23 protein-coding genes are annotated in these 26,718 nt (G+C 36.6%); 8 read left to right on the plus strand and 15 right to left on the minus strand.

Annotated elements, in window-relative coordinates; translation table 11 throughout:
- Window positions 1-36: 36 nt before the first annotated feature.
- The gene (locus AC3FI7_RS04780) at window positions 37-3,522 is read right to left on the minus strand and encodes a glycosyltransferase family 117 protein (RefSeq protein WP_491461558.1); all 3,486 of its coding nucleotides are present in this window, start codon (window positions 3,520-3,522) and stop codon (window positions 37-39) included.
- Between the two features lie 222 nt (window positions 3,523-3,744).
- Between AC3FI7_RS04780 and AC3FI7_RS04785 the strand changes: the two genes are divergently transcribed.
- The 5 genes from AC3FI7_RS04785 (at window position 3,745) to AC3FI7_RS04805 (ending at window position 10,431) form a co-directional block, all read left to right on the plus strand.
- Window positions 3,745-4,782, plus strand: coding sequence for a PLP-dependent cysteine synthase family protein (locus AC3FI7_RS04785; protein WP_002979259.1), 1,038 nt, complete (start codon window positions 3,745-3,747; stop codon window positions 4,780-4,782).
- A gap of 84 nt (window positions 4,783-4,866) precedes the next feature.
- Window positions 4,867-6,138 carry an aminotransferase class I/II-fold pyridoxal phosphate-dependent enzyme gene (locus tag AC3FI7_RS04790; RefSeq protein WP_172617008.1) on the plus strand — a complete coding sequence of 424 codons (1,272 nt, stop codon included), beginning with the start codon at window positions 4,867-4,869 and terminating at the stop codon, window positions 6,136-6,138.
- Between the two features lie 69 nt (window positions 6,139-6,207).
- Window positions 6,208-7,086 carry a DMT family transporter gene (locus AC3FI7_RS04795; RefSeq protein ID WP_343658548.1) on the plus strand — a complete coding sequence of 293 codons (879 nt, stop codon included), beginning with the start codon at window positions 6,208-6,210 and terminating at the stop codon, window positions 7,084-7,086.
- Window positions 7,087-7,365: 279 nt separating this feature from the next.
- Window positions 7,366-8,127 (plus strand): hypothetical protein, encoded by a 762-nt coding sequence (locus tag AC3FI7_RS04800; RefSeq protein WP_491461559.1) that lies wholly within the window; start codon window positions 7,366-7,368, stop codon window positions 8,125-8,127.
- A 114-nt stretch (window positions 8,128-8,241) separates the two neighbouring features.
- Window positions 8,242-10,431 carry a B12-binding domain-containing radical SAM protein gene (locus tag AC3FI7_RS04805; protein WP_343658549.1) on the plus strand — a complete coding sequence of 730 codons (2,190 nt, stop codon included), beginning with the start codon at window positions 8,242-8,244 and terminating at the stop codon, window positions 10,429-10,431.
- Between the two features lie 374 nt (window positions 10,432-10,805).
- Here the strand turns inward: AC3FI7_RS04805 and AC3FI7_RS04810 are convergent, their stop codons facing one another.
- The 3 genes from AC3FI7_RS04810 to atpD form a co-directional block, all read right to left on the minus strand.
- Window positions 10,806-11,624: a hypothetical protein gene (locus AC3FI7_RS04810; protein ID WP_142722963.1), complete on the minus strand. Its 819-nt coding sequence runs from the start codon at window positions 11,622-11,624 to the stop codon at window positions 10,806-10,808.
- 80 nt (window positions 11,625-11,704) lie between these two features.
- Window positions 11,705-11,986 carry a FoF1 ATP synthase subunit delta/epsilon gene (locus tag AC3FI7_RS04815; RefSeq protein WP_142722962.1) on the minus strand — a complete coding sequence of 94 codons (282 nt, stop codon included), beginning with the start codon at window positions 11,984-11,986 and terminating at the stop codon, window positions 11,705-11,707.
- Window positions 11,987-12,067: 81 nt separating this feature from the next.
- Window positions 12,068-13,576: a F0F1 ATP synthase subunit beta gene (gene atpD, locus AC3FI7_RS04820; protein ID WP_065397992.1), complete on the minus strand. Its 1,509-nt coding sequence runs from the start codon at window positions 13,574-13,576 to the stop codon at window positions 12,068-12,070.
- Window positions 13,577-13,782: 206 nt separating this feature from the next.
- On the opposite strand from atpD, the gene AC3FI7_RS04825 reads away from it, so the two are divergent.
- Window positions 13,783-14,709, plus strand: coding sequence for a bifunctional riboflavin kinase/FAD synthetase (locus AC3FI7_RS04825; RefSeq protein WP_142722961.1), 927 nt, complete (start codon window positions 13,783-13,785; stop codon window positions 14,707-14,709).
- Entirely contained in the window at window positions 14,693-15,742 is a 1,050-nt protein-coding gene (locus AC3FI7_RS04830) for an acyltransferase family protein (protein ID WP_491461560.1), read from the plus strand. Before AC3FI7_RS04825 ends, AC3FI7_RS04830 begins: the two co-directional genes overlap by 17 nt.
- A gap of 8 nt (window positions 15,743-15,750) precedes the next feature.
- Here AC3FI7_RS04830 and AC3FI7_RS04835 read toward each other — a convergent pair whose 3' ends face one another.
- Together AC3FI7_RS04835 and AC3FI7_RS04840 are read right to left on the minus strand one after the other, a co-directional pair.
- A complete protein-coding gene (locus AC3FI7_RS04835; RefSeq protein WP_343658551.1) occupies window positions 15,751-16,245 on the minus strand; it encodes a hypothetical protein in 495 nt (164 codons plus the stop codon).
- A gap of 86 nt (window positions 16,246-16,331) precedes the next feature.
- Window positions 16,332-16,685, minus strand: coding sequence for an MmcQ/YjbR family DNA-binding protein (locus tag AC3FI7_RS04840; protein WP_142722959.1), 354 nt, complete (start codon window positions 16,683-16,685; stop codon window positions 16,332-16,334).
- 114 nt (window positions 16,686-16,799) lie between these two features.
- Here AC3FI7_RS04840 and AC3FI7_RS04845 point away from each other — a divergent pair, with 114 nt between their 5' ends.
- Window positions 16,800-17,456, plus strand: a complete 657-nt coding sequence (locus AC3FI7_RS04845) for an NAD(P)H-binding protein (protein ID WP_142722958.1) — start codon at window positions 16,800-16,802, stop codon at window positions 17,454-17,456.
- A 4-nt stretch (window positions 17,457-17,460) separates the two neighbouring features.
- Here the strand turns inward: AC3FI7_RS04845 and AC3FI7_RS04850 are convergent, their stop codons facing one another.
- The 9 genes from AC3FI7_RS04850 to AC3FI7_RS04890 form a co-directional block, all read right to left on the minus strand.
- The gene (locus AC3FI7_RS04850) at window positions 17,461-18,366 is read right to left on the minus strand and encodes an ADP-ribosylglycohydrolase family protein (protein ID WP_343658552.1); all 906 of its coding nucleotides are present in this window, start codon (window positions 18,364-18,366) and stop codon (window positions 17,461-17,463) included.
- An 11-nt stretch (window positions 18,367-18,377) separates the two neighbouring features.
- Window positions 18,378-18,953, minus strand: a complete 576-nt coding sequence (locus AC3FI7_RS04855; protein ID WP_291897087.1) for a glutathione peroxidase — start codon at window positions 18,951-18,953, stop codon at window positions 18,378-18,380.
- A 34-nt stretch (window positions 18,954-18,987) separates the two neighbouring features.
- Window positions 18,988-19,650 (minus strand): histidine kinase, encoded by a 663-nt coding sequence (locus tag AC3FI7_RS04860; protein WP_491461561.1) that lies wholly within the window; start codon window positions 19,648-19,650, stop codon window positions 18,988-18,990.
- Window positions 19,651-19,747: 97 nt separating this feature from the next.
- Window positions 19,748-20,470 (minus strand): 3-deoxy-manno-octulosonate cytidylyltransferase, encoded by a 723-nt coding sequence (gene kdsB / locus AC3FI7_RS04865; protein ID WP_142722954.1) that lies wholly within the window; start codon window positions 20,468-20,470, stop codon window positions 19,748-19,750.
- A 136-nt stretch (window positions 20,471-20,606) separates the two neighbouring features.
- Window positions 20,607-21,593, minus strand: coding sequence for a phosphatase PAP2 family protein (locus AC3FI7_RS04870; RefSeq protein ID WP_491461562.1), 987 nt, complete (start codon window positions 21,591-21,593; stop codon window positions 20,607-20,609).
- Window positions 21,594-21,867: 274 nt separating this feature from the next.
- Entirely contained in the window at window positions 21,868-23,121 is a 1,254-nt protein-coding gene (locus tag AC3FI7_RS04875) for a pyridoxal phosphate-dependent aminotransferase (protein ID WP_142722952.1), read from the minus strand.
- A gap of 23 nt (window positions 23,122-23,144) precedes the next feature.
- On the minus strand, window positions 23,145-24,056 hold the full coding sequence (locus AC3FI7_RS04880; protein ID WP_491461563.1) for a tol-pal system YbgF family protein: 912 nt from the start codon (window positions 24,054-24,056) through the stop codon (window positions 23,145-23,147).
- A 17-nt stretch (window positions 24,057-24,073) separates the two neighbouring features.
- Window positions 24,074-25,789, minus strand: coding sequence for a phospho-sugar mutase (locus tag AC3FI7_RS04885; RefSeq protein ID WP_491461564.1), 1,716 nt, complete (start codon window positions 25,787-25,789; stop codon window positions 24,074-24,076).
- A 178-nt stretch (window positions 25,790-25,967) separates the two neighbouring features.
- On the minus strand, window positions 25,968-26,669 hold the full coding sequence (locus AC3FI7_RS04890; RefSeq protein WP_491461565.1) for a GIN domain-containing protein: 702 nt from the start codon (window positions 26,667-26,669) through the stop codon (window positions 25,968-25,970).
- Window positions 26,670-26,718 lie beyond the last annotated feature (49 nt).

Raw genomic sequence — 26,718 nt, forward strand, 5'->3', positions numbered from 1 at the left:
TAAAAAAACGGGACCGAAGTCCCGTTTTAAAGTATTTTATTTTGTTGCTTTGATAATCGCGGTAGTAATCTGATTTTCTTTTTCTTTTGAATACGTAGAATCGTATGGCTCCATCACATCAAATAAATACTGATAGAATGGCGTAATCTGCTGTACATTTTCAGATTCTTTCATCGCCTTTTCTTTACCCATTTCCTGAAGATCTTTGATAAATACATTGAACTTCTTATCAATCGGCTCAATAGATTTTACAAGATAAGCATACGCTTTTTCTTTCTGTCCGATCTTTGTGTAAGCATCTGTTACTGCAGAAACGACAAGAGAATATTCCATAGGTTTGGTTCTCATCTGTCTTCTCAGATAGCTTTGATCTGATTTGGAAAGGCTTAAATAGTAATCATATTCTTCAAAGATTGCTTTTTTAAGTACTTCTGCAATCTGAAGACCTTTCTGTTCCTGACCTGCAATGATGTATCCTGAAACAATTGAACTTAATGAACGTGGATCATTATATTTCTCAGCAGGAATTTCTTTCGCAGCAAGATCCAGAATTTCCAGCGCTTTGGCTTTCTGTCCGCTTAACGCAAGGGCTGCCGCGGCTCTGCTCGCTGACATTCTGTAGCTGATGATATTGGAAGTTGCCGTTTCATCGAAGTGAGCATTTAAGTTTTTGAAGTTCCCCCATCTGAAGTTTTTCACTACATTATAAAGAGAATTGGCATCTACTCTTCCCATATCTCCGTCAGCAGTCGGAGGCGTTTGGATTGGAATCAATCGGTAACTGAATCCGTCAAACTGAAGATAGTCGTTAAGGTAGAAAATATTCTCACTGTCATAAATACCTCCTGATGAGAAATTGATAGGACGCTTCCAGTCAAAGTTTGCTAAAAGATCCATCAGGATCAGGTTATTCTTGTACAATGTATTTCCTTTATAAGTAATCATGATCTGATTGGCAACATTCGGAAGATCTTCTTTGTTGATAATTCCTGCCTTTAAAGCATTTTCTTTATTGACAGGAAGGATGAATTTGTTTACCGGAAGGATATTGTATTTTTCAAATTTCTCTTCACCGAAATACATTTTCAACAATTCGTCTTTTTCAGGAGATTTGAATTTAATGAATTCAATAGCCTGTTTCAAAGTTAAAGAATCCTGAGTAAGATATTTTCTGAAAGACTGGAATTCTGTTTCAGGAGCTCCCTGCTCTTTCAGCATAGAAAATACCCCTTCCCAGTCTTCTTTCTTCATCATATAGATCTGGTCGTTTACGCCATCCCTGTAATCTTCATGGGTCAGCTGGCTAGGAATCCCCATAGCATTGTAAGTTCTTCTTTTTACCTGATCAAGGTTCCATGGAGTTGAAGCAAGGGTAAAGTTAACCACCTTCACATCATCTCTGAATCTTTCTGTTTCCTGAATTGCCCAAACCGGGTAAGTATCGTTATCACCATACACGAAAAGGATATCGTTTTTCGGTAATGATTTTAAAACGGAATAAGCATAATCATATGCTGTATATCTGTTACTTCTGTCGTGAACATTGTAGTTCTGGAAGCCCATCATGAAAGGTACTCCTAATAAAACCACTCCCAGAGCGATATTGGCTCCGTTTGATTTTATTTTGGATTGTAAGAACCATAAGATGGCTCCGGCTCCCATACCGATCCAGATTGCAAATGCATAGAATGAACCTACCATGGCATAATCTCTTTCTCTCGGTTCAAAAGGTTTTACTCCCGTATAGAAAATAATCCCCACACTTGTTATAACAAATAAGGATAACAATGCATAGAATCTTCCAAAGTCTCTGTTTAACTGGAAAAAGAATCCAATCAAACCTAAAATTAATGGAAGAAAAAAGAATTTTACTGTACTTTCATTCCTGAATTTAGCAGGCATTTTATCCTGATTTCCTACAATAGCATTGTCTATAAATGGAATTCCTGAAATCCAGTTCCCTTTAGTACTTTCCATATTTCCTTCAAGATCATTCTGTCTTCCCACGAAATTCCACATCAGGTATCTCACAAAATAATACTGATTCTGGAATGAAATGAAATAGTCCATATTCTGAAAGAATGAAGGCTTCTGTACATTGATCAGATTATAAGGTTTTACTTTCAGATAATCAGAAGCGGTAATGGATTTGTCTTCATATTTTGCTCTCAGCTCGTCAAAAATCTGTTTAGCCTGTGGATTGTCTGCAACATCTTCATTCGCATAATTGAATGTAAAATCAGGAGCACCATACATAGAAATATAGTTGGCCATTACATCCTTGTCCTCATTGAACATTCTCGGCATAAAGCTTACCTGAGATTTGTTGAATACATAATTGAAACGGTCTCCGGTTTTTCTGTATGTTCCGGTTTTCTCATCTTTTTCGTAGATCTCGCCGGTTTTCTTTGTTTTGAAGCTTCCGTCCTCATTCTTTTCGATTCCGTTGGCATCAAGAAATGCGGTATAATTCTGTCCATAGATCGTTGGCCAGTCCCCATACTGCTCTCTGTTATAATAATCCAGCATACCAATTGCCGTATCCGGATCATTAAGGTTCATTGGTGGATTGGCATTCGCTCTGATTGGGATAACCATCCAGCATGAGAATCCGATCATCATAAAAACTACAGATAATGCAGCTGTCTGGTAAATATTTCTTTTGGCTTTTCTTGCATATTTGATTAAGAAATAGCAGATCGCCACCATCAGAACAAAAGCCACAATCGTTCCTGAATGGAAAGGAAGACCAAGCCCGTTTACAAAGAAAATTTCCAGCTTTCCGAACATCGTCATGATCAGTGGGAAAATAATTTTGAAAACAATGGCTAAGATCCCTAGTGTGATAAGGTTTGCCCAGATAAAGTTTTTCCAGGTAAACTTATAGTTTCTGGCGTAGTATACAAGACATACCATAGGAGTTGCCAGCATACACATCATATGCACTCCCACAGAAAGTCCTAAAACAAAGAAAATAAGAATAATCCATCTCTCACTGTCCGCTGCTTTATACTCATTTTCCCATTTGGTGATTAACCAGACCAAAAGCGCGATAAACATGGAAGCCATAGAGTAAACCTCTCCCTCTACTGCCGAGAACCAGAACGTGTCTGAAAATGTAAAGCAAAGTGCTCCCACAGCTCCGGCAAATAAAATAGAGATTTCCTCATGTTTTGTAATTTCTTCAAAATCTTTGTTTAAAAGTCTTCTCACAAAATGTGTGATCGTCCAGAACAAAAATAAAATAGTCAGCGCACTGAACAATGCAGACATCGCGTTGATTACGATGGAGTAATTTTCGCCTTTCCCTAATGCAAAAATGGCTGCCACGGCACCCACTATCTGGAATAAAGCAGCTCCAGGAGCATGCGTTACTTCAAGTTTTACTGCAGAAGAAATGTACTCGCCACAATCCCAGAAACTGAAATTGGGTTCTATGGTGGACAAGTACGTGAAAAACGCAATGACGAAAATCACCCATCCTAAAACGGTGTTCCATTGCCTAAAAGTCCAATTTTTCATAGTATTAAATCAATTATGCGAAAATAAGGCTTTTATCTTATTTTATGCGGGTTTTAACAAAATTTAAAAATTTTGGCGTAGTATTTGCGATTATACTCCTGTCAAAACTGAAAATACAAAAATATTTTTTTATAAACGATGCCCTAGAAATCAAACAAAAGTTTAGTAATTATTTATTTTTTTGTATTTTTGCAGTCAGATTTTTATTGAAAATAACAAATAATGAGTAATGTTTACGATAATATCCTTGGCCTGATAGGACATACTCCTATGGTGAAGCTAAATACTGTTACAAAAGATATTCCAGCAACCGTTTATGCCAAGTTAGAATCATATAATCCTGGACATTCCACCAAAGACCGAATCGCACTTCATATTATAGAAAACGCAGAGAAAAAAGGCCTTTTAAAAGAAGATTCTGTAGTTGTAGAAACTACTTCCGGAAATACCGGGTTTTCTATTGCGATGGTATGTATCATTAAGGGATATAAATGTATTCTTGCAGTAAGTGATAAAACAAAACCTGAAAAAATTGCTTACCTGAAAGCATTGGGAGCTACGGTGTATATATGTCCGGCCAATGTACCGGCAGATGATCCCAGATCATACTATGAAGTAGCTAAAAGAATCGCTAAGGAAACTCCTAATTCTATTTACATCAATCAATATTTTAACGAGCTGAATATTGATGCACATTATCAGACTACCGGTCCTGAAATCTGGGAACAGACACAAGGTAAGATCACTCACCTTTTTGCCTGTACCGGAACTGGTGGTACGCTGTCTGGTTCAGCAAAGTTTCTGAAGGAAAAAAATCCGGATATCAAGATCATCGGAGTAGATGCAGACGGTTCTATACTAAAGAGCTATCACGAGACAGGAGAAATTCACAAAGAAGATGTACATCCTTATCAGATCGAAGGAATGGGTAAAAACCTGATCCCTTCTGCCCTGCTTTTCGACAAGGTAGATGAATTTGTAAGGGTCAATGATGAAATGTCCGCGTACAGAACCCGCGAAATTGCTTTGAAAGAAGCAATCATGGGTGGCTATACGACAGGAGCTGTAACACAGGGATTGATGCAGTATGCACAGTCTCATGAACTTACAGAAAATGATCTGGTTGTTCTAATATATCCTGACCATGGGTCCAGATACATCACCAAAGTATACAGTGATAAATGGATGGCAGAGCAGGGATTTGTCAACAACTGTGTTCACAACTATGACGAAGTTTTCAAAACTGAGTTTATCAAATAAGAACGAATAAAATCACGATACAAATAAAGCCTTTTGCGTGTTCTGACAAAAAAGGCTTTTTTACTTAAAAATTACGATACAATGTTGGATATTTTTGAAAGAATAAAAGAAAATCCAGGACCACTTGGACAATTTGCAGATTATGGTGAAGGCTATTTTATTTTCCCAAGATTAGAGGGACCTATAGGCCCTAGAATGCAGTTTCAGGGTAGAGAAGTAATTTTCTGGAGTGCCAATGATTATTTAGGACTGTGTAATCATCCTGAAGTAATAGAAGCAGATGCAAAAGCTGCAGCAGAATATGGAATGTTCTATCCAATGGGAGCAAGAGCAATGTCCGGAGAAACAGATCAGCACCTTCAGCTGGAAAGAGAACTGGCAGACTTTGTAAAAAAAGAATCAGCATATTTATTGAATTTCGGTTACCAGGGAATGGTTTCTACCATTGATGCTTTGGTAAGCAGAAATGATGTAATTGTTTATGATATGGATTCTCATGCCTGCATCGTGGATGGAGTAAGACTTCATTCCGGTAAGAGATTTACCTATAAGCACAATGATATGGCAAGTCTTGAGAAAAACCTTCAGAGAGCGACTAAGGTAGCTGAAGAAACAGGAGGTGGTATCCTTGTGATTACAGAAGGGGTTTTCGGGATGAGAGGCCAGCAGGGAAAAATCAAAGAGATCTGTGACCTTAAATCAAAATATCAATTCAGACTTTTAGTAGACGATGCACATGGTTTCGGAACGCTTGGTAAAACAGGTGCCGGTGTGGGTGAAGAGCAGGACTGTAACGATCAGATTGATGTCTATTTCTCTACTTTTGCCAAATCAATGGCAGGTTTCGGAGCGTTTCTTGCGGGTGACAAAGAAATCATCAGATATCTGAAATTCAACCTGAGATCACAAATCTTTGCAAAATCTCTTACCATGCCAATGGTAATCGGAGGATTAAAAAGATTGGAGCTATTGAGATCAAGACCTGAGATCAAAGCCAAACTTTGGGAGAATGTTTATAAACTACAGAACGGACTTAAAGAAAGAGGCTTCAATATTGGAGATACCAACACTTGTGTAACTCCTGTAATGATGCAGGGAACTCCGGTAGAGGCCACTCTATTGGTAAAGGATTTAAGAGAGAATTACGGGATCTTTACCTCTGTGGTGGTATATCCGGTCATTCCGAAAGGAATGATTCTTTTAAGACTGATTCCTACCGCTTCTCATACAGATGCTGAGATCAATGAAACTCTGGCTGCGTTTGAAGCTATTCATGATAAATTAGTAGGTGGCTACTACAAAGAGCAGGAGCAAAAATTACTCCAGGAACAAGGATTAAGTTTTAAACCGATTTAATCTAATCTTAAAATAAAAAATGCCACTGAAACCAATCAGTGGCATTTTTGTTTAATAACTATAAAGCAAATGAAACTTAGAGGTTACACACTGGGAATTCTGTCGGCCATTTCATATGGTCTTATTCCGGTTTTTATACTGCCTGTCAAGCGGGCACACTTTTCAATGGATATTACGCTGTTTTACAGATTTTTCTTTTCAGCTTTAATGATAGGAGGATATCTGCTGTATTCCAGGGACACCTTTAAAATCAATAAAAAGGAAACTTTAATTCTTGCCATCCTTGGAATCTGCTATGCCCTTTCTTCAGAGTTTCTTTTTTTAGGGTATGATTTTCTGACACCGGGAATTGCCTCTACCGTTTTATTTATCTACCCGATTATTGTTGCACTGATTATGCTTTTCTTTTACAAAGAGAAGCTTACCAGGCTGTCCGGCGCTTCTTTACTTATGGCTTTCGCGGGGGTAATTGTTTTATGCTTAAAAGGAAACGGACTGGAAATCAATTTTGCAGGGTTAGGAATTGTAATGCTGAGTTCACTGTTCTATGCTTTATATATGGTTATCGTCAATAAATCGAATATCAAGGTTTCCGGATTCAAGCTTTCGTTTTATTCTATGCTTTTCACCTCAATGTTCTTTATGAGTAAAGCTGTTATTGCTCATGAGTCGTTTACGATTCCTTCAGCAGAGATTTTCTTTAACTTTCTTATTTTTGCATTTCTCACCACTGTTATATCGGGTCTTTGCCTGGTATATGCCATTAAATACATCGGCTCTACTCCTGTTGCGATCTTAGGAGCCCTGGAGCCTGTGGTTGCTGTTTTGGTGAGTGTTCTGATGTTTCATGAAAAATTTACGCTCAATTTGCTTATCGGAATTACTCTAATCCTTTTTGGAGTTACCCTGAATGTGATCGGTGATCAGAAAAAAGTAGGCCATGTTTAGAAATCAGGCAATACATCAGCATGTAAAATGATATCATAAGATGGATTCAATGATGTTCTTTCTATATCCACAATAATAAAATACTAAACAGAAATTCGAGAAATTATGTTTATTTATGAAACGATAATATTAAGCTGAAAAAATGATATATATGAAAAATATTTGAGAAAATAAATACCTTACATTCTGGCATAACAAAATTTATCTGGCTATATTGCATCTATCTATTAATAGGTGTTCCCCCACTGGATAGACAGATGTATATACTTTTAAAAGCCGATGAAAGAATTACAAAAACTCACCAAAGATCAATTATACAAAAAACTCAAAGAAAAATCAGAAAATCTATACAATGTCGTTTATGAAGCCATGGAAAATAATTTTTTCAATGAAAGCTATTTAGACGAAGAAAGTCTTACTGAATTTCTTGAAATGCTGGACGATGAAACAGCAGAAAAAATAAAGGATGCTTCCCTGTCTATCAATAATGAAGACGACACCCCTGAAATTGTCCTCATAGAAAACGAAAGCAACACTTCTCTTGATCTCATTACCCATGAAGATGAAGGATATAAAATTGTACTTTTAGAAGGAGATCTCAATTTATCCCGCCAGCTCTTTGTAGAAGACTATATAATTCTTATTGTCACAGGCAATATACAGGCAGAAAATATAATCATCAACGGTTCGTTATACTGTTCCGGAACTGTTACGTCCAAAGTATTGTTCGGAGCATCAGGCAATGATAATGAAACGTATATCGGAGGAAGTATCATGACTTCTCTGATTGCAGAAAACGGTCATTATACAGTATCTGAAGGAAATATATATTCCAGATATTTAATAAGCTTTCATAACGAAATCATCGGAAAAACAGGAAAATTCATCGAAAATATCAGTATTGAAAGACCTGGTGAAATTGGCTTATTGAAAGCTGAAATCCTTGATGAAGATGGGTATTTTGATGAAAATGTATTTTTAACCTTTATTGAGACCAATAGTCCGGATGCGCTGTTTAATAAACCGGCTAATTTATTTTAGCAAACCGGAAATGGTAATAATGCAGAAATCCAAAGTCTTTTCTTCACTGTTTATAATCAGGAGAAAAAATTTTTTTCTAAAAAAACTTTGGAATAACTTTGCAAAAAATTTCTGTTGAAAGACCTGCTTCTTATTACTCCGCCTTTTACCCAGCTTAACACTCCTTATCCTGCAACAGCTTATATTAAAGGATTTTTAAATACCAAAAATATTTCCGCGTATCAGGTAGATTTGGGGATCGATGTTATCCTGGAATTATTTTCAAAAGACGGAATCCAGAAGGTTTTCAATAAAAAGATTGATCTTCAGAACACCTCTGAAAATTCCCAGAGAATTTATGCTTTAAGAGAAGAATATTTAAAAACGATAGATCAGGTTATTCCTTTTTTACAGGGAAAAACACCAACATTGGCAAGACAGATCTGCAGCATGAACTTTCTTCCCGAAGCCTCCCGTTTCAACCAGCTGGACGATATGGAATTTGCTTTTGGAAATATGGGGCTCCAGGATAAAGCCAAGCATCTGGCGACACTTTATTTGGAAGATATTTCCGATTATATTGTTGAAAATATTGATGCCGATTTTGGTTTCAGCAGATATGCCGAACGTCTCGGAAAAAGTGCCAACTCTTTCGATGAACTGTATTCCAAATTATCAGGTGAACCTACATTTATTGATGAATTTACCTTAAAAATTCTTCAGGAAAAAATCGAAACTGTTCAGCCAAAACTGGTTTGTTTTTCAATACCGTTTCCTGGTAATCTGTATGCCGGTTTCAAATGTGCCCAATGGATCAAAAAGCAATATCCTCATATTAAAATTGCAATGGGAGGAGGCTTTCCCAATACGGAATTAAGAGAAGTTAAAGATCAGAGGGTTTTTGAGTTTTTCGACTTTATTACCTTAGATGATGGTGAACTTCCCCTGGAACTTCTTCATCATAATTTAGAAATTACTGCTGAAGAAGGTGAGTTTAAAAGAACTTTCCTTATCGAAAACAAAGAGGTTGCTTACAAAAACAATTCTAAAAGACATGATTACAAGCAGTCTGAAATAGGGACTCCTGATTATACAGATTTGAAACTGGATCAGTATGTTTCCGTTATCGAAATTGCCAATCCTATGCACAGCTTATGGAGTGACGGCAGATGGAACAAACTGACCATGGCCCATGGGTGCTATTGGGGAAAATGTACATTCTGTGATATTTCCTTAGACTATATCAAAATTTATGAACCGATTTCTGCTAAAATCCTTGTAGACCGGATTGAAGAACTGATCCGTACAACAGGTGAAACAGGATTCCATTTTGTGGATGAAGCCGCACCACCTGCCTTAATGAGAGAAGTAGCGCTGGAAATTCTCCGAAGAAATCTGGTGGTTACCTGGTGGACCAATATCCGTTTTGAAAAAAGCTTTACCCGTGATCTATGTTATCTCCTGAAACTTTCAGGATGTGTAGCTGTTTCCGGCGGACTTGAAGTGGCCAGTGACCGACTGTTGAAACTGATTGATAAAGGAGTTTCTGTGGAACAGGTTGCCAATGTAACAAGAAATTTTACTGAAGCGGGAATTATGGTTCATGCCTACCTGATGTATGGCTACCCTACCCAAACCATTCAGGAAACGGTGGATTCATTAGAAATGGTACGACAAATGTTTGAAATGGGAATTCTTCAGAGTGGCTTCTGGCATCAGTTTGCCATGACAGCCCATTCCCCGGTTGGGATGAGCCCTGAAGATTTTGGAGTAGTTCCGGTAAAGCAGGAAATTCTGTTTGCCAATAATGATATTGATTTTAAAGATACAACCGGAATCGATCATAACAAGTTCAGCTTTGGATTAAAGAAATCTCTGTTCAATTATATGCACGGAGTTAATTTTGAACTGCCACTTCAGGAATGGTTTGATTTTAAAATTCCACGAACAACCATACATCCGGACTATATTCACGACTGTCTTTTGGAAGATGGGCAGTTTCAGTTGAAGACCAATTCCAAAGTTGTCTTTTTAACCAAAAACGTAATCGCTGAGAATCGCATAAAAAATAAAAAGAAATATTCCGGTACATATACGCTGCTTACATTCCATTTAAAAACCAATATTGTAAAGGTTGAGCTGGAACAGGAGAAAGCAGAATGGCTGATGAAAGTGCTGGAAGAGAACGCAATTGAAAATTCTAAAAAACCTACCATTCAACAACTTAAAAATAATTTTGAAGAAAATTTTGAGGATTTTGAGTTATTTTGGTTCTCGAAACCAATGCAGCAATTGAAGGAAAACGGAGTGATTTTAAGTTTATAAAAATTTTCGTTTTTTTCTCAGGGATTTTTGTGATTGCGGAATTTTTGTGATTTTTTTCTGAACGAATAACACCTGCTTCTATTGAATTATAATCTCCCACAGATTTCACGGATTACGCTGATTTTGATTTGAGAGAATAAAGTATTTTCTATTTTGGAAGAGTTCATTTAATATAAATCCAAATTTCTAACCACTATAAATAAAACGGCAAATATTCCGCTCCTCTGGCGGGGTGGCGAAAATTCAAAGAATTTTTGACGGGGTGGTTTAAAAGTACAATTATATAGGTTTTGGCTGAAGCCGGGATGAATTTAATCCATAATAAAAAAACGGGCTAAAGCCCGTTCCTATTGATAAAATCTGTATTACATAAATTAATTAGGCGTTTCTTTTGATACAGCTCCCACAGATACTTTCTCCTGAACTTTAATAAAATTAGGATCCATGATCGCCATCCTTTCCGCCAGTGCTTTGTAGGTCGGGAACTTCAGAATAGAAGCCCTGCCAGACATTTCTCTGTAGATGGTAAAGGATTTTCCTCCTGCAGTTTTCAGTTGTTTTGTGGTCGTAATATATCTTCCGATCAGTTTACTTTTAGCATCATAGATCTCAATATCTATTGGAGTTTTATCCATAATGGTTTCTTCTGAACCAAAGCTTACAGGCAAATTGGTAAAATAGCCTACCGGAACTCCATTACTGAGGATCTCTCCTACTTTATTGACCTCAATATTCATTTTATCTATTTTCTTTCTGATCGCATAAGCATCTTTTGTTTTAGCATCCAGCTTCCTTTTGGGTACATTAGAAAAAAGCTCATCAAGATTTTTAACATTGATCCCTTTGTTATCAATGATTCTAAGATCCTTCACCGAAGTGAAAACCGCTGATTTCTCTTCGCCAGAAAAGGCAGAAGGTGACGAATAATCTATTTCAATGGTTTTATCTCTATTATATACTCTATTGATGCTGATATAGCTGTCACGAACAGAATCAACAATGCTCTTATCAATGAACTTTATAGTATACATCGGTGTTTCTTTCAGATCCATAAAAGTATATTCACTGGATTTGCTGGATATTTTAGCTACCGGAATCCCATCAAGATTAATAATCCCTCTCTTGGTTTTGATATTCTGAGCGTGGAGGAAAACACCCAGAACAGTAAAGAATATGATTATGCCTTTCTTCATACCATCAGACTTATACATAAATAAAAAAAGTGTAACACAAAGTTACACTTTCTTGAAAATATATTTAGCTTTTCATTTAATTATTCACAAAGGATAATTCCTTTATTATGATTAAATTCTACAACACCGCTTTTGATATTATAAGCAAAAACAGAGTCTTTTCCAGCTTCTTTAGTGAAATTTTTAGCAAAAGCCTCATCAATAGAATTAGCAAAAAGCTTTACATCACCTCCGATTAAAGAAGAAACAATTCCTGCGTGGTTTTTCATGATGTGGAATTCACCATTTTTTCCAGGCAACAACACTGAGTCTACTTCTCCTTCAAAAACTACGTATTCTGGTGTTAAAATTTTTATATTCATAGAAACAAATTTGAAATTTGATGTTTGAAATTTGAAATTACTCCTCGAATCTCAAATTTCAAATCTCAAATTGTTAATAATTTATGCGTTTTCAGCCAACATTTTTTGTCCTGCTTCGATAGCTTCTTCGATGGTTCCTTTCAGGTTGAAAGCCGCTTCCGGTAAGTGATCTAATTCACCATCCATAATCATGTTGAATCCTTTGATCGTATCTTTGATGTCTACCAATGATCCTGGGATACCTGTAAACTGCTCTGCTACGTGGAAAGGCTGAGATAAGAATCTCTGAACTTTTCTTGCACGGTATACAACCGCTTTATCTTCTTCAGAAAGTTCTTCCATACCAAGAATCGCGATGATATCCTGAAGTGCTTTATATCTTTGAAGAATTTCTTTTACTCTTTGAGCACAGTTATAGTGATCGTGACCAATAACTTCAGGAGCAAGGATTCTTGAAGTAGAAGCTAGTGGATCTACCGCTGGATAAATACCTAATGAAGCAATCTTTCTGTCAAGTACTGTAGTGGCATCCAAGTGAGCAAACGTAGTTGCTGGAGCAGGGTCAGTTAAGTCATCCGCAGGTACATATACCGCCTGTACTGAAGTAATTGAACCGTTTTTAGTGGAAGTAATTCTTTCCTGCATCGCACCCATTTCAGAAGCGAGTGTCGGTTGGTAACCTACCGCTGAAGGCATACGACCAAGAAGTGCAGATACCTCAGAACCAGCCTGTGTAAAACGGAAGATGTTATCTACGAAGAAAAGTACATCTCTACCTTGTCCGCTTTCTCCACCATCTCTGTAATACTCAGCCAATGTAAGACCAGAAAGTGCTACTCTCGCTCTTGCACCTGGCGGCTCGTTCATCTGTCCGAAAACGAATGCTGCTTTTGAATCTTTCATCGCTTCTAAATCTACTTTAGAAAGATCCCAACCTCCGTTTTCCATAGAATGCATGAAATCATCACCATACTTGATAATACCTGATTCCAACATCTCTCTCAAAAGGTCATTTCCTTCTCTCGTTCTTTCACCTACTCCGGCGAATACAGAAAGACCTCCGTGCCCTTTTGCAATATTGTTAATCAACTCCTGAATCAATACTGTTTTACCTACACCGGCACCACCGAACAAACCAATTTTACCTCCTTTTGCGTAAGGCTCAACTAAGTCGATTACTTTAATACCTGTAAATAAAACTTCTGCTGAAGTTGATAATTGATCAAATTTTGGAGCTGGTCTGTGAATAGGAAGACCACCATCCTTAGAAATATCTTGAAGTCCATCGATAGCATCACCAACAACGTTGAATAGTCTTCCGTTTACTGCCTCACCGATTGGCATAGTAATAGGATTTCCGTATCCGATTACATCCTGTCCTCTCTTAAGACCGTCAGTAGCGTCCATTGCAATACATCTTACTGTATCTTCGCCAATATGTTGTTCTACCTCTAAAACTACTTTTTCACCGTTTTCTTTTGTAATTTCTAACGCGTCATAGATTGCTGGAACAGCTTCCACATCTGTGAAGACAACGTCGATTACCGGACCAATAATTTGAGAAATTTTACCTTTAATTTGGTTTGCCATTGCTAAATTTTTTCTTGGTGCAAATATAGTGATTCTTCATAAACCCACAATTGGTAAAAAAAAGATTTTTATCATGCTTTTTATAAATGTGTCCTGGTATAATTTACCATTCTGACCATGATATTTATCTGCAAAAAATATTGACACTTTGTTATATTGATAGATTGTGACATTATATCTATATTTGCAATCAAAATTTTTCCGTTTTGAAAGTTTTCAAGAATTTTACAGATTACGCCTCTCAGAAGCCTTTAGCATTGTCTTTAGGTATGTTTGACGGCGTACATCTCGGGCACAAGAGTATTATTGATGAACTTACTAAAGTAGGAACAGAAAACAATCTGGAAACTGCTATCCTTACTTTCTGGCCGCATCCAAGGTTTGTTTTTAATCCTAATGAAGATTTGAAGCTTCTGAATACGCTGGAAGAAAAAAAACGGCTGGTTGAAAAATATGGGATTGATAATTTGTTCCTGAAAGAATTTGATGAAGAATTCAGAAATCTGACCGGAGAAGAGTTTGTACGTCATATTTTAGTTGATAAACTCAATGTAAAATACCTTATTATAGGATATGACCATTCTTTCGGAAAAAATAAAAGTGGAAATTTTGAGCTTCTTCAAAAATTGTCAAAAGAACTTGATTTTGAGGTTGAGCAAATGGAAGCCATCAATATTCATGAAAATAATATCAGCTCCACGAAAGTACGTAATGCACTTTTAGCAGGAAATATTAAGGAGGCCAACGAAATGCTGGGATACTCCTACTCTGTTTCCGGAACTGTAGTTCATGGTAAGAAAATCGGAAGGACCATCGGTTATCCTACAGCCAATATTGATACGGAGTCTATCAAACTTTTACCCAAAAAAGGAGCTTATATTGTAGAAGTCCTCATAAAAGGCAACCAATATAAAGGGATGCTGAGTATTGGAACCAATCCAACGGTAAACGGGGAAAAACTGACTGTGGAAGTTTATATTCTTGATTTTGATGGTGATATTTATGATGAAAAGATTACGGTAAGTTTCAGAGATTTTCTTCATGATGAAATCAAATTTGAAGGTCTTGATAAGTTAATTGAAAGACTGGACGAGGATAAAAGAATAACACAGGAATATGATTTCAAGGAGTAATAATTTTGATTTTCTGAGGCTTGTTTTTGCAAGTCTTGTTGTTATTACCCATTCCTACGCACTTTCAGGAGCAGCCCTCGGCGATCCCCTATCCCAACTCACCAATGGACAAATGGAATTTTCTTATCTGGGGGTTCATGGTTTTTTTATTATCTCAGGTTATTTAATTTTTAAAAGCCTGCTGCGATGCAAAGGTCTTCCTGATTTTTACTGGAAAAGGCTTTTAAGACTTTTTCCTGCCTTATTGGTGGTACTTTTTCTTACCGTTTTGCTGGCACCTGCAGTTTATGAAAGTTCCGTTCCCTACTTACAGAACAAATCCGTTTACACTTACATTCCTCAAAATTTAACCCTGTTTTTCCGACAGAAAGGTATTGACGGTGTTTTTGAAAATAATCCTTACAAACATAGCATTAATGGGAGTTTATGGACGATATGCTACGAATTCAGTATGTATGTAATGGTTTCTTTACTGTTCTTTATCCGTAAAAAAGCTTTTGTAAAAACTGTTGTAATTCTGCTATTTATATCAAGTTATATCTTAAGTATTTTCCATCCCTATTTTCTTTACGGATTATTTCACAGGTTTGCATTGGGAAGCAATCATTTTTACAATCTGATGTGCTTTTTCGCTGGAGGAATGGTATTAACTTACCTGAATGTTCCCAAAAAAGCAGAAAATATTCTTATTATACTTTCCTTCATTGTTATTATGGTTAGTATATACTTAAATATCTTCAAATATACCTGTTATATGACTTTGCCTGTGCTGGTTATTCTTCTTGGCAAAAGCTCTACCCGATACCTTAATAAGGTTGGGGAAGTGATTGGGGATACTTCTTACGGAATTTATATTTATTCTTTCCCGATCCAGCAGACCCTGATGTACTTTTTTAAACTGGATACAGCTCTGTTATTTATGCTTTCATTACCGTTATCAATTCTGTTGGGATATGTTTCCTGGCATCTGATCGAAAAGAAAGCATTAGGATATAAAGATTTATTTACAAAAAAGGCTATTCTCACCGAATAGCCTTTTGCTTATTGTAATACTTTTAAGTAGATTTTCTGAGTTTCATTATTCAGTTTCACATTTGGAATCTCTTTGTCATAGTCAATAACGATATCGCCTTTTTCACCAGCTTTTCCATTGCCATCAGAATCCCAGCTTATGGTCACGTAATACTTGGCAGGACCGACAGGTTTTGGATTGATCTTACTCTGAGTATCTTTGGGTATTGGCAGATTGATGGTGAAAGGTATCGATTTCTGCTCATATTCCTGTTCTGTAATTAATGTAGCAGGGGCATCAGCCAGTTTTTCATCTATTCCATATAAGCTTACTTTAAGAAGCGCACTTTTAATTGTAAACTTATCTTCTCCTGAAAACTCTATTTTAATATTTTCAGGAAGCGTATTTTCAGAAACTGAAGCCGCAGAATTAGGAGTTGCTGCCTTATTTTCCTTCTCTGTTTTTGTACAGCCTGACAGCATCAATGTCCCTGCTGCCATGAATAATAATAAGTGATTTCTCATTTGTTATTTATTGTATTACTATTAATTACATATTTCACCAACAATAGATAACAAATTCCGTACCCCAATTTTATATAATAGATACTTTATAAAGAATTTACTTCATTCTGTACTTTTTTTGTAAGGGATTTAAAAACCAGATCATAGGATTGATCAATAAGACTGAAAATCAAATCTCTTTTTAACCCATCCAGTATAACAGAATTCCAATGGGTTTTGTTCATGTGATAGGCGCCTGTAATCTGAGGATACTGTTCACGAAGCTCAGCGCTCCACTCGGGATCTGTTTTTACATTGATCGCTAACGGCTGCCTCTCAAGCCCCATCAATAAAAACATTTTGGTATCTACTTTCAGCACAAGTGTTTCGTTATCAAACGGAAAACTTTCTGTAACCCCTTTTTTGGCAAGACAATAATCTAAAATTTCGTTGGCATCCATAGTGTATATGAGTAATGAGTGGTAAGCAATAAGTAATGATTAAATTAATTCTTTACTCTTTAATTCAAATTTAGTAAATTTAAGAAAGAAATAATCTCACACAATCACAATATTATGAAAGCTTTGGTAATAGGTGCTACAGGCGCCACAGGAAAAGATCTGGTGAATCAGTTACTCCATGATAAGGAATTCGATGAAGTGAACATTTTCGTCAGAAAACCTGTCGATATTCAGAACGATAAGCTTAAAGTTCATGTTGTGGATTTTGAAAAGCCTGAAGAATGGAAAGATAAGGTAAAGGGAGATGTTGCATTTTCATGCCTGGGAACTACTTTAAAGGATGCCGGAAGCAAAGAAGCCCAGAAAAAAGTAGATTTTGATTATCAGTATGAGTTTGCAAAAGCAGCCAAAGAGAATAATGTGGAAGACTATATCCTGGTATCAGCGTATGGAGCTAATCCGCAGTCTAAAATTTTTTATTCCAAAATGAAAGGTGAGCTTGAAGAAGCTGTAAAACAACTGCATTTTAACAAGATCACTATTTTTAAACCGGGAATGCTCGAAAGAAAGAATTCTGAAAGAACCGGAGAAGTCTTAGGCAGCCGTATTATAAAATTTGCTAATAAGCTTGGGCTGCTGGAAAGTCAAAAGCCTCTGCCGACGGATATTCTGGCCAAGGCAATGATCAATTCCTCAAAAATAAAAAGCAATGGTTATTCCAGTATAAAGCTGGGAAATATCTTTTGTTTTGCAGAAAAAAGCAACGGATAGTATTTTAGCTGATTGTCTGTTTTGTTGCATCGATAATTTGCCTGATCCATTTGTAATCCGGTAATTCTTTAAGTTTCAAAATTAATTCATGAGGAATATTTTCAGTTCCGATCAATGTTCCCGCAATTTGCCCGGCGATTGAAGCGTTGGTATCCGTATCTCCTCCCGAACTGATAATTTGTTTCAACATTTCTTCCAGACCCAGATCAAGAATTTTGGTTGAACAGTAAATTGCGAATGGAACTGAATTAACAACATAACCATTATTGCCAAATTTTGATATTTCTGAAATTGAAGAATTCTTTCCTGTTGAATTAATTTCAGTTAATCTGTCTTTTACGTTTGAATCAGGAATTTCCGGAATAATAATATCGAAAAGATTATTGTTTCCATTCCAATCAGAATTTAGGATTGCTTTTATAGCAAGAAAAACAGCCAAAGATCCGGAATAGGCTTCATCATTTCTGTGCGTTACCTTACATGCTTCATAAATATTTTGTCTTGTAATATCTGAGAAAAAAGCAAAAGGAGCAATTCTCATCGCTCCTCCATTTCCTGCGGCAAACTCTCCAATTCTTCCAGCCTGGCTCCAATGGATGCCTGCTTCAGTATCTAAAATTGCCTTTAGTGTTGAAGCCCCAATTCCTATTAATTTGCGGCTTCTGTAATATTCTATAAATTTATTGATAAGATTTTCAGGAGTAAAATTACCTTCAGATAAAACTTCGCAGGTCGCCAAAGTCATTTGGGTATCATCTGTAATACTCCAGATCCTTTTCTTTATCTTCTTTTTTCCCCAATAATAAATATGGGAATCATCAGTTTCTACTTCATTTTCATAGCTGCTTCCCCACGCATCTCCAATTGCTCCGCTAATGATACAAGCTTCAAACCGATCCAAAAAATCCATGCAATAGTTTATTACTTCAGATACTTTGTAATAGCCTCATCTGTAGGCTTTGTAGTACTTACAAAAGAATCGATCAGTTTTCCGTTTTCATCCACCAGGAATTTGGTAAAGTTCCAAAGGATACTTGTATTCTTTACTCCATTTAACTCTTTTTCTGTTAAATATTTAAAGATGGGCGCTGTATCATCTCCTTTTACAGAAACTTTTGCAGCCATTGGGAATGTCACCCCATAATTTTTCTGGCAGAATGCCCCAATTTCGGTATTGGTTCCAGGCTCCTGTCCCCCGAAATTATTAGCAGGGAAACCTATCACTACCAATTTATCCTTATACTGCTCATATACTTTCTCAAGATCTGCATACTGTGGAGTAAATCCACATTCTGAAGCGGTATTGACAATCAGGATTTTCTTTCCTTTGAAATCAGCAAAATTGATTTCTTTGCCGTCAAGACTTTCTACTTTAAAGTCGTATATTGTTTTTCCCATAAGTTCATTGGTTTTAGCTTTAGAAATTTCACTTTTTTGATTGGTGCAGCTTTGCAGAAATGCTATGAAAGAAAGCAGCAGTAAAAAAATCTTTTTCATATTTTATAATTTTTTGCAGCGAACTGCCGTTGAATTAAAATTTAAAAATATTAACCGGAAATACTTTGTTGATATCAATTCTGTTTAACAGCATCACATAGTCTCCGTCTTTTTTAGCACTTGAAGATTCTATTCTGAAAGGCATGGTAAGGTTTCCAACTTTTTTAAAATCAGAATATACCAGCGTTTCATCTTTTTTCACTTCTTTGATCAGCATATAAGTTTTTGCATCAAAGTAATACATATTCTTATTGACATTCTTGGTCAGTTCTACTTTATGGCAGTAGATTTCTCCCACTTTTTCTTTTCCAAGATATTTAGCCTCAAAACCTTTATTTTCCCAATCGATAAAGTCATTATCAAAACTTTCCGGTACGTACTCAGGATATTCCTGAAGTTTATTGGCCGCATAGTTCATTGCATATCCTTTAGTTCCGTCATAACCTTCAATTGCTGTTTCTTTTCCTCCGGTAGTAATCAATGTTTTAGTAAGATTAGGACGCTGCTGAAAAATTCTTATCGGATATTCATCTTTGATTCCCAATACCACTTTTCCCTGAAGCAATACAGAATTCAATAATTTCCAATTGGTTAACCCTCCGGATAATTCAATGTTCTTGTCAATAATTTCCTTTGCGGTCTGTGCAAATGTCACATGTGAAAATATCAGTCCAAATACTAATAATAACTTCTTCATTAATTTTATTTATAAATTCAAATATAGGGGGATTTATGTAAAATTGCAAAAAGGCAAAAGAGCGAATATTATCATTTGCTTTTTGCCTTATTATTTTTTAAATCAGCTTTCTGGCTTTTTCCAGATCTTCCGGTGTATCAATACCCACTCCTATGAAATTGGTTTCTATCATTTTGATTTTCATTCCATATTCCAGATAACGGATACATTCAATCTTTTCGGATATTTCCAGAGGTTTCATTTCAAGCCTCGAAAACTGGAGCAAAGCTTCTTTCCTGAAAGCATACACTCCAATGTGTTTAAAGTAGCTTACATGATAAGAAACTTCCCTGTGAAAAGGAATTACAGAACGGCTGAAATACAGTGCAAAGCCATTGTTATCCGTAATTACTTTTACATTATTCGGATTTTCAATTTCTTCTTTTTCATGCAGCTGTATCTTTAAAGAAGCCAAAGAGATTTCCTGTTGATCATCATGTCTGAAAACGTCAATCAGCTGCTGTAATGGTTCCAGTTTAAGGAAGGGTTCATCTCCCTGAACATTGATCACGATGTCACAGTCTATATTCTCCACTGCTTCAGCAATACGGTCGCTTCCCGTCTCATGCTGCCCGGTCATTACAGCCTTTCCGCCATTGTTTACAATTTCATCAAAAATAGTTTCAGAGTCTGTTGCGACAAATACCTCATCAAAAAGTCCGGTCTCCACTACATTCTGATAGGTCGTAGTGATTACGGTTTTTTCTCCCAGAATCTGCATCAGTTTTCCCGGAAAGCGGCTTGCTTCATAACGTGCAGGAATGACAGCGATTATTTTCATCCAATAAAAATATTAAGTAATTCTTTTTAATTCAACAAGTTTCATCCCGGTATTTATAAAACCGTAATCAACCCTTTTATCCAGACCAAATGTAGTGAAAAGTATCTTATTTACTACAAAGCAGAGATTTGGAAATTTAAAAAGAAAGTTTTATCCCTACCATATTGTATTCCCACTGACGGGATGCCATAAAGTTGAGATTATATTTCGTCTTTCCTATCGTACCTTCGGTTGAAGTATATCTGCTTTTTGAAATTGTTTTTCCTATGAAATATCCCATCAATAGGGCTAGAGGATAATCTGAGGCCCAGTGTACCTTACTCTGCATCATTTGAAAACATAATGCACCTGCCAGGGTATACCCTACAGGTTTGATCCATTTTGCATCCGGGTAGTTGTCTGCTATCACAGTGATACCCGCCATAAAAGTAGTCAAATGTCCTGATGGCATTGCATCATAATTCGAAGTATTTTTACTGAATGCTGAAAAACTCGGAAAAGGATTCCAGGCGCCACCTTTATTACCATTTATCTCTGCAATAAAAGGGCTTTCCCTTCCTGTAATTCTTTTAAGGGTCTGAGTGAAAACCCCGGAAAGAATTAAACTTTCCATCAAACCGCTGGCTGTAGCCTGTGCTCTGTAATCATTTTTAATCAGACCATAGGTACCGAAACCAATACCAATTAGCACCAAAGTAGAGCCATTTCCTATCAGATATAAGGTAGAACCTATATCTTTTGGGATTTTAAAAATACCTCCAATTTTGTGGTAGTTGTTATCTTTATCCATTCCCCATCTTTCCCCTAATTCTCTAGAATTATCAATCAGTTTCTGATCAAATGGCAAAAGAATTAAAGTGCTGGCAACTGCACCTCCCAGATAATAAGCATGATCTTTGGCTACAAAATCTTTATTCGTATTGATAAAGTTTCTGGGTAGTTTGGTGACAAAATCCAATAGCCTGGGCTTGGGATAGGTTCTTAATGAACCGTCTTTTAATGTGTAGGTCTGTACTTTGGGCAGATCAGCATCCTTTGGCAGCTCGCTTATCTTCAGACTATCCACTTCTTGAGAGCATACCAGTATTGAAACTGGTAAGAGTAGAAATCTCAGTTTTCTCATCGTGTAATTTTCGACTTTATTATATTTAAGTGTGTAAAGCGCCAAAGGTAATTCCAAGTTGACTTTCTGACAAAATATTTACTTAATTTTTAAGGATTATTTAATTTTTTTGTAAAATAAAAGGTATTATCAGTTTATATATTTTATCAGAAAAGTAATTCCATACTTCAACTTTCGAAATGTATCAATAAAAACAATGTACCAGTGTAGAATGCTTACCATTAGAAAATTGGTAAACTGCTACACTGGTACATTTATACATTAATTCTCCTGATTACTTTAAATTGTTCAAAGCAGTTTCCAGTTTCGGAAGCATTACTTTGATCTCATCTGTTGCCAATCCTCCTACAGACGCACGGAACCAAGGTTCTGACTTGTCTTCTCCAAAGGCTGAGAAAGGTACCAAAGCAACACCAGCTTCATTGATCAGGTAGAATACCAGATCTGAAGAGTTTTCAATGGCTCCTCCGTCAGGTTTTATTTTTCCTATATAATCAAGTTTGATGGTAAGATAAAGTGCTCCCATCGGCTCAATGCTGTCTACAGCAAGCCCTTTTGCTTTTAAATCCTGAATTCCGTTGTGAAGAACTTTTAAGCTTTTCTCAAGTTTGCCTTTAAAATCCTCAACGAAAATATCTACATTCTCTGAATTTTCATAGAATTTAGCGGTTGCTTCCTGTTCCGGTTTTGGTGCCCATGCTCCCACGTGAGTAAGAAGTGCCTTCATTTTATCAAGGATATGAGAAGGACCGAATCCCCAACCCACACGTACTCCTGTTGCTGCAAGGCATTTTGAAATACCGTCAATATAGATGGTATAGTCTTTCATTTCAGGGAAAAGAGAGACCGGATCTACGTGCTCAGCACCGAAAGTAAGGCAAGAATAGATCTGATCATACATTAAATATAACGGTTTTTCATCTGCTCCTCTTTTTTTGTTTTCAGCAATAACCAGCTCACAGATTTCTGAAAGCTGCTCTTTTGTAAACATTGTTCCCGTAGGGTTCAATGGTGAACAAAGTGCTAATAACACAGCTCCATCCAGGTGAGGTCTCAAATCATCTGCAGTAGGAAGGAAGTTGGTTTCCGGCTTTGTCTTTACTTCTACAGCGTTGGCTGAAGTAAGGTAAGCATAGTGGTTGTTGTTCCATGATGGTGTAGGATAAACCACTTTATCTCCTTCGTCTACGATCGTTTTGTATACCGCATAGATCAATGGTCTTGATCCTGCAGTGATCAGGATATCGTTAGGAGAATAATCCAGGTTCCATCTTTTTTTAAGGTCTTTGGAAACTTCTTTTCTTAAAGATAAAAGTCCGTTTGCAGGCGGGTAGTTCGTCAGATTATTCTGATATGCTTTCTGAATCTCTTCCTTCAGCAATGCCGGAATAGGATAGATATTAGAATTCAGATCACCAATAGTAAGATTGGCAATTTCCGCTCCTTTTGCTTTTAGATCATTTACTTCGTTACCAATTTTTACAATTTCAGAACCGATCAGGTTCGCTGCTAATTTTGAAACTTTCACTTTATTCTTATTTAAAATTTATATTATCGTGCTCCATTGATCTTCTCATATATCTGATCTATTGGTGTTTGAGCATCAAAAAGGGTTATTATTTCTTTTGCTTTCTTTGCAGTATTGGAATTCGGATATTTTTTGATCATCCTGTTGAATTCCGTTTTGTTTTCATCGTTTAATTTTCCTGTTCCTTTGTCCGGTTCTCTTTCGTAAGTTGGTGTATTATCCATTCCTAAAAGATAATCGGACAGATAGTCATTATAATCCTGTTTTACAGTCTTTATCAGCCTGCTTTCAGGATATTTATTCATAAAATTTTCCCAGAATATGAGTCTGTCTCCCAGCTGTTCCCAGCTAATGATCAAACCTGCGTCTGCTGCATAGTTGGATTCACTTTCCTTATCTGTTTGTGAAATATAGGCTTCATAATCGGGAGTTACTTTATTCTTAAATAATGAAGAATAATAACCCGGAATGGTCCATATTTCGGTCATTCCTTCGCCTACTTCCCTGAATTCAAGACCTGCTTTCTTCAGTTCTGAAGCTATTTTTTTAATATTGTCCGGAAAGTTATACTGATCCTTATCAGAATCATAATAATTCACATATTTATCCAAAACACCGGTATGCAAATTCATCAGACATTCTGTATACTTACTTCTTATTTTTAAATAATCTTCATATACTTTGTCATTCTGTTCCGGACTGTTTCCAGCCATTTCTTTTTCAATTTTTGTCCGGTACCATTGAAGTGATTTGATATAATCCTCCGTTTTGTTGCCGGATGAACAAGCTGTGTCTATCGGTTTGTACTGATCTTCTCCGGATTCCGTTCCGGCAATTGAATCATGTACCGGTTTTACTTCTGAAACTGCAGCTTCCTTTTTACAGGAAACTACAGCTGCAGAGAGTATACATATTGTTATAATCTGTTTTATCATCTGCTGTCGTCAGAAAGTTAATCCAGTTTTAAGTCTGTTTTAACAGCTCTGATTTTAGCTTCTAATGATTTTAATTTGTCTCTGAAATCTGCTTCTGAAGTAATGGAATCCTTGACAGAAACATAAAATTTGATTTTGGGTTCTGTTCCTGAAGGTCTTACACATACTTTGGTTCCATCCTGTGTATAATAGATCAGTACATTGGATGCCGGAATATCATTCATTACTTTTTTCTCGTTGGTAGAAATAGTAAGGCTTGTCTGTTCTTTAAAGTCTTTTACTTCTTCCACCAATGATCCTGCCAGTTCTTTTGGAGGATTCTCACGGAAATTCTTCATCATATTCTGAATCTCTTCCGCTCCTTCTTTTCCTTTTCTTACGATATTGATCAGTCCTTCATAATACATTCCAAGATCTTCATAGATTTCGATCATGTACTGATACATCGTTTTTCCGTTGGCTTTGCACCATGCAGCAATTTCACATGCTAGAAGGATACTTCCGCAGGAGTCTTTATCACGAACAAAGTCTCCGGTCATGAATCCGAAACTTTCCTCTCCACCACATACAAATTTCTGTGTTCCCTCTGCTTCGCGGATCATTTTCCCGATCCATTTGAATCCGGTAAGACCTACTTTGCATTCCACTCCGAATTTCTGAGCGATATCAAAGAAGATATCTGAAGTTACAATCGTAGAGCCAATGAATTCTTTTCCGGTAATTCTCCCCAGCTTTCTCCACTCATTCAGAATATAGTAAGTAAGGATGGTGTTTGTTTGGTTACCATTCAATAACTGCATTTCACCATCAAGGTTTCTTACAGCAATCCCTAATCTGTCACCATCCGGGTCTGTTCCGATTACAATATCAGCATTGGTAATTCTTGCCAGATCCAGTGCCATTTCCAGTGCTGCAGGTTCTTCCGGGTTTGGAGAATCTACTGTCGGGAAATTTCCGCTTGGGATCATCTGTTCTTTAACAAGATCCACTTTTTTGAATCCTGCTTTTGCCAGAGCCTTAGGAACAGTGGTATAGGTTGTTCCGTGGATAGACGTGAACACAACATTTAAATTCTCTTTTCCAACGTTCTGATAGGTAGAGTTTTCAATGCATGCATCGATATAAATATCGTCCTGCTCCTCTCCGATCCATTCGATCAGATCATCATTTCCGTTGAATTTAATTTCTTCGAATTTTACAGAATATACTTCATTGATAATTGCTTCGTCATGAGGTGGAACAATCTGTGCTCCATCGTTCCAATATACTTTGTAACCGTTGTATTCCGGAGGATTATGCGAGGCTGTCAACACAATTCCCCCATTACATTTTTTATCACGGACCGTGAAAGACAATTCCGGAGTAGGTCTGTGATCTTTGAAAAGCAATACTTTGATTCCGTTGGCTGTCAAAACATCGGCCACCAGTTTTCCAAATTCTTTGGAGTTATTACGAACGTCATAAGCGATGGCCACTTTAATTTCCTCTCCCTTAAACTGCTGCAACATATAGTTTGCCAATCCCTGGGTAGCCTGACCTAATGTATATTTATTCAAGCGGTTGGTTCCTACTCCCATTATCCCACGCATTCCTCCTGTTCCAAATTCCAGTTCCCTGTAGAAAGAATCTTCCAGATCAGGGGAATTGCTGTCAATCAGTAATTGTACCGCGTCTCTCGTTTCCTTATCGAAGGTATCACTTAACCAAAGTTTCGCTTTTTCCAGTGTATTCATATTTATGTCTAATTTTTGTTAAGCTGGAAGAGGGAAGCTGGAGGTTATATTCTGCCAGGCTTCAAAATTCCTGCTTTGTTTTTTATTTTTTTTATTTTTCAAGCTTGAAAGAACATGTTTAATATAGAAAATAAGAAGTATGAAAAAACCAGCTTCCAGCTTCTCTCTTCCAGCCCGGTTACTCTAATTTTTTGTTTTCGACTTTCGTCGTCTTATCAATTTTAAATGCCCTGATAGGATCGTTATAATAGACAAATTTTGCAGTGTTCTGAATATGTCCTTTTAAAGAATCTTTTACATTTACTTCTGCATAATTTCCATTTTTTGAATCAATATTCAGATTGGTAATCTTCCAGTAAGGAGCGATTAAACTCGCTGTATCTGAAATTTTTATAACCGCTTCTTTTGTTAATCCTAAAAAGTTAGCACGGCTTCTGTTCTGCATTTCCACTTCTGCTCTTCTGGTATTTACAGATCCCATGAAGCTGGCATTATTTTTCATGGTAAGCCTGAAATTATCGGTTTTAATTTCACTTGAAATATTCATTTCCACAGAGTCTGAAACGGTTACTTTTTCCAGGTTATATTTTGAATAGATTGTTACATTATAAAAATCAACTCTTTTTGTGCCTCTTTTTTCTTTGATGAAAAGTGTTTTGTCTTTTACATCTACATCCAGATTACCTGCCACATTAGGATAAGTTTCGATCTCCACAAAATTTTTAGGCCCTCTGGCATAAAATACACGGAATTTTCCTTCAAGATCAAGGTTGACGAATTCCGATACATCCACATCTTTCTTTTCAATATTTCCTTTTGGAGAAACTTTTCCACAGGAAACTACTGCCACCAGCATTAATGTGTATACAATTTTTTTCATATTTAATTTTAAATATTCTACATTACAATCGCAACGATTTTTACTGAAA

This window comes from Chryseobacterium sp. TQ-BC-N36 (assembly GCF_058382295.1).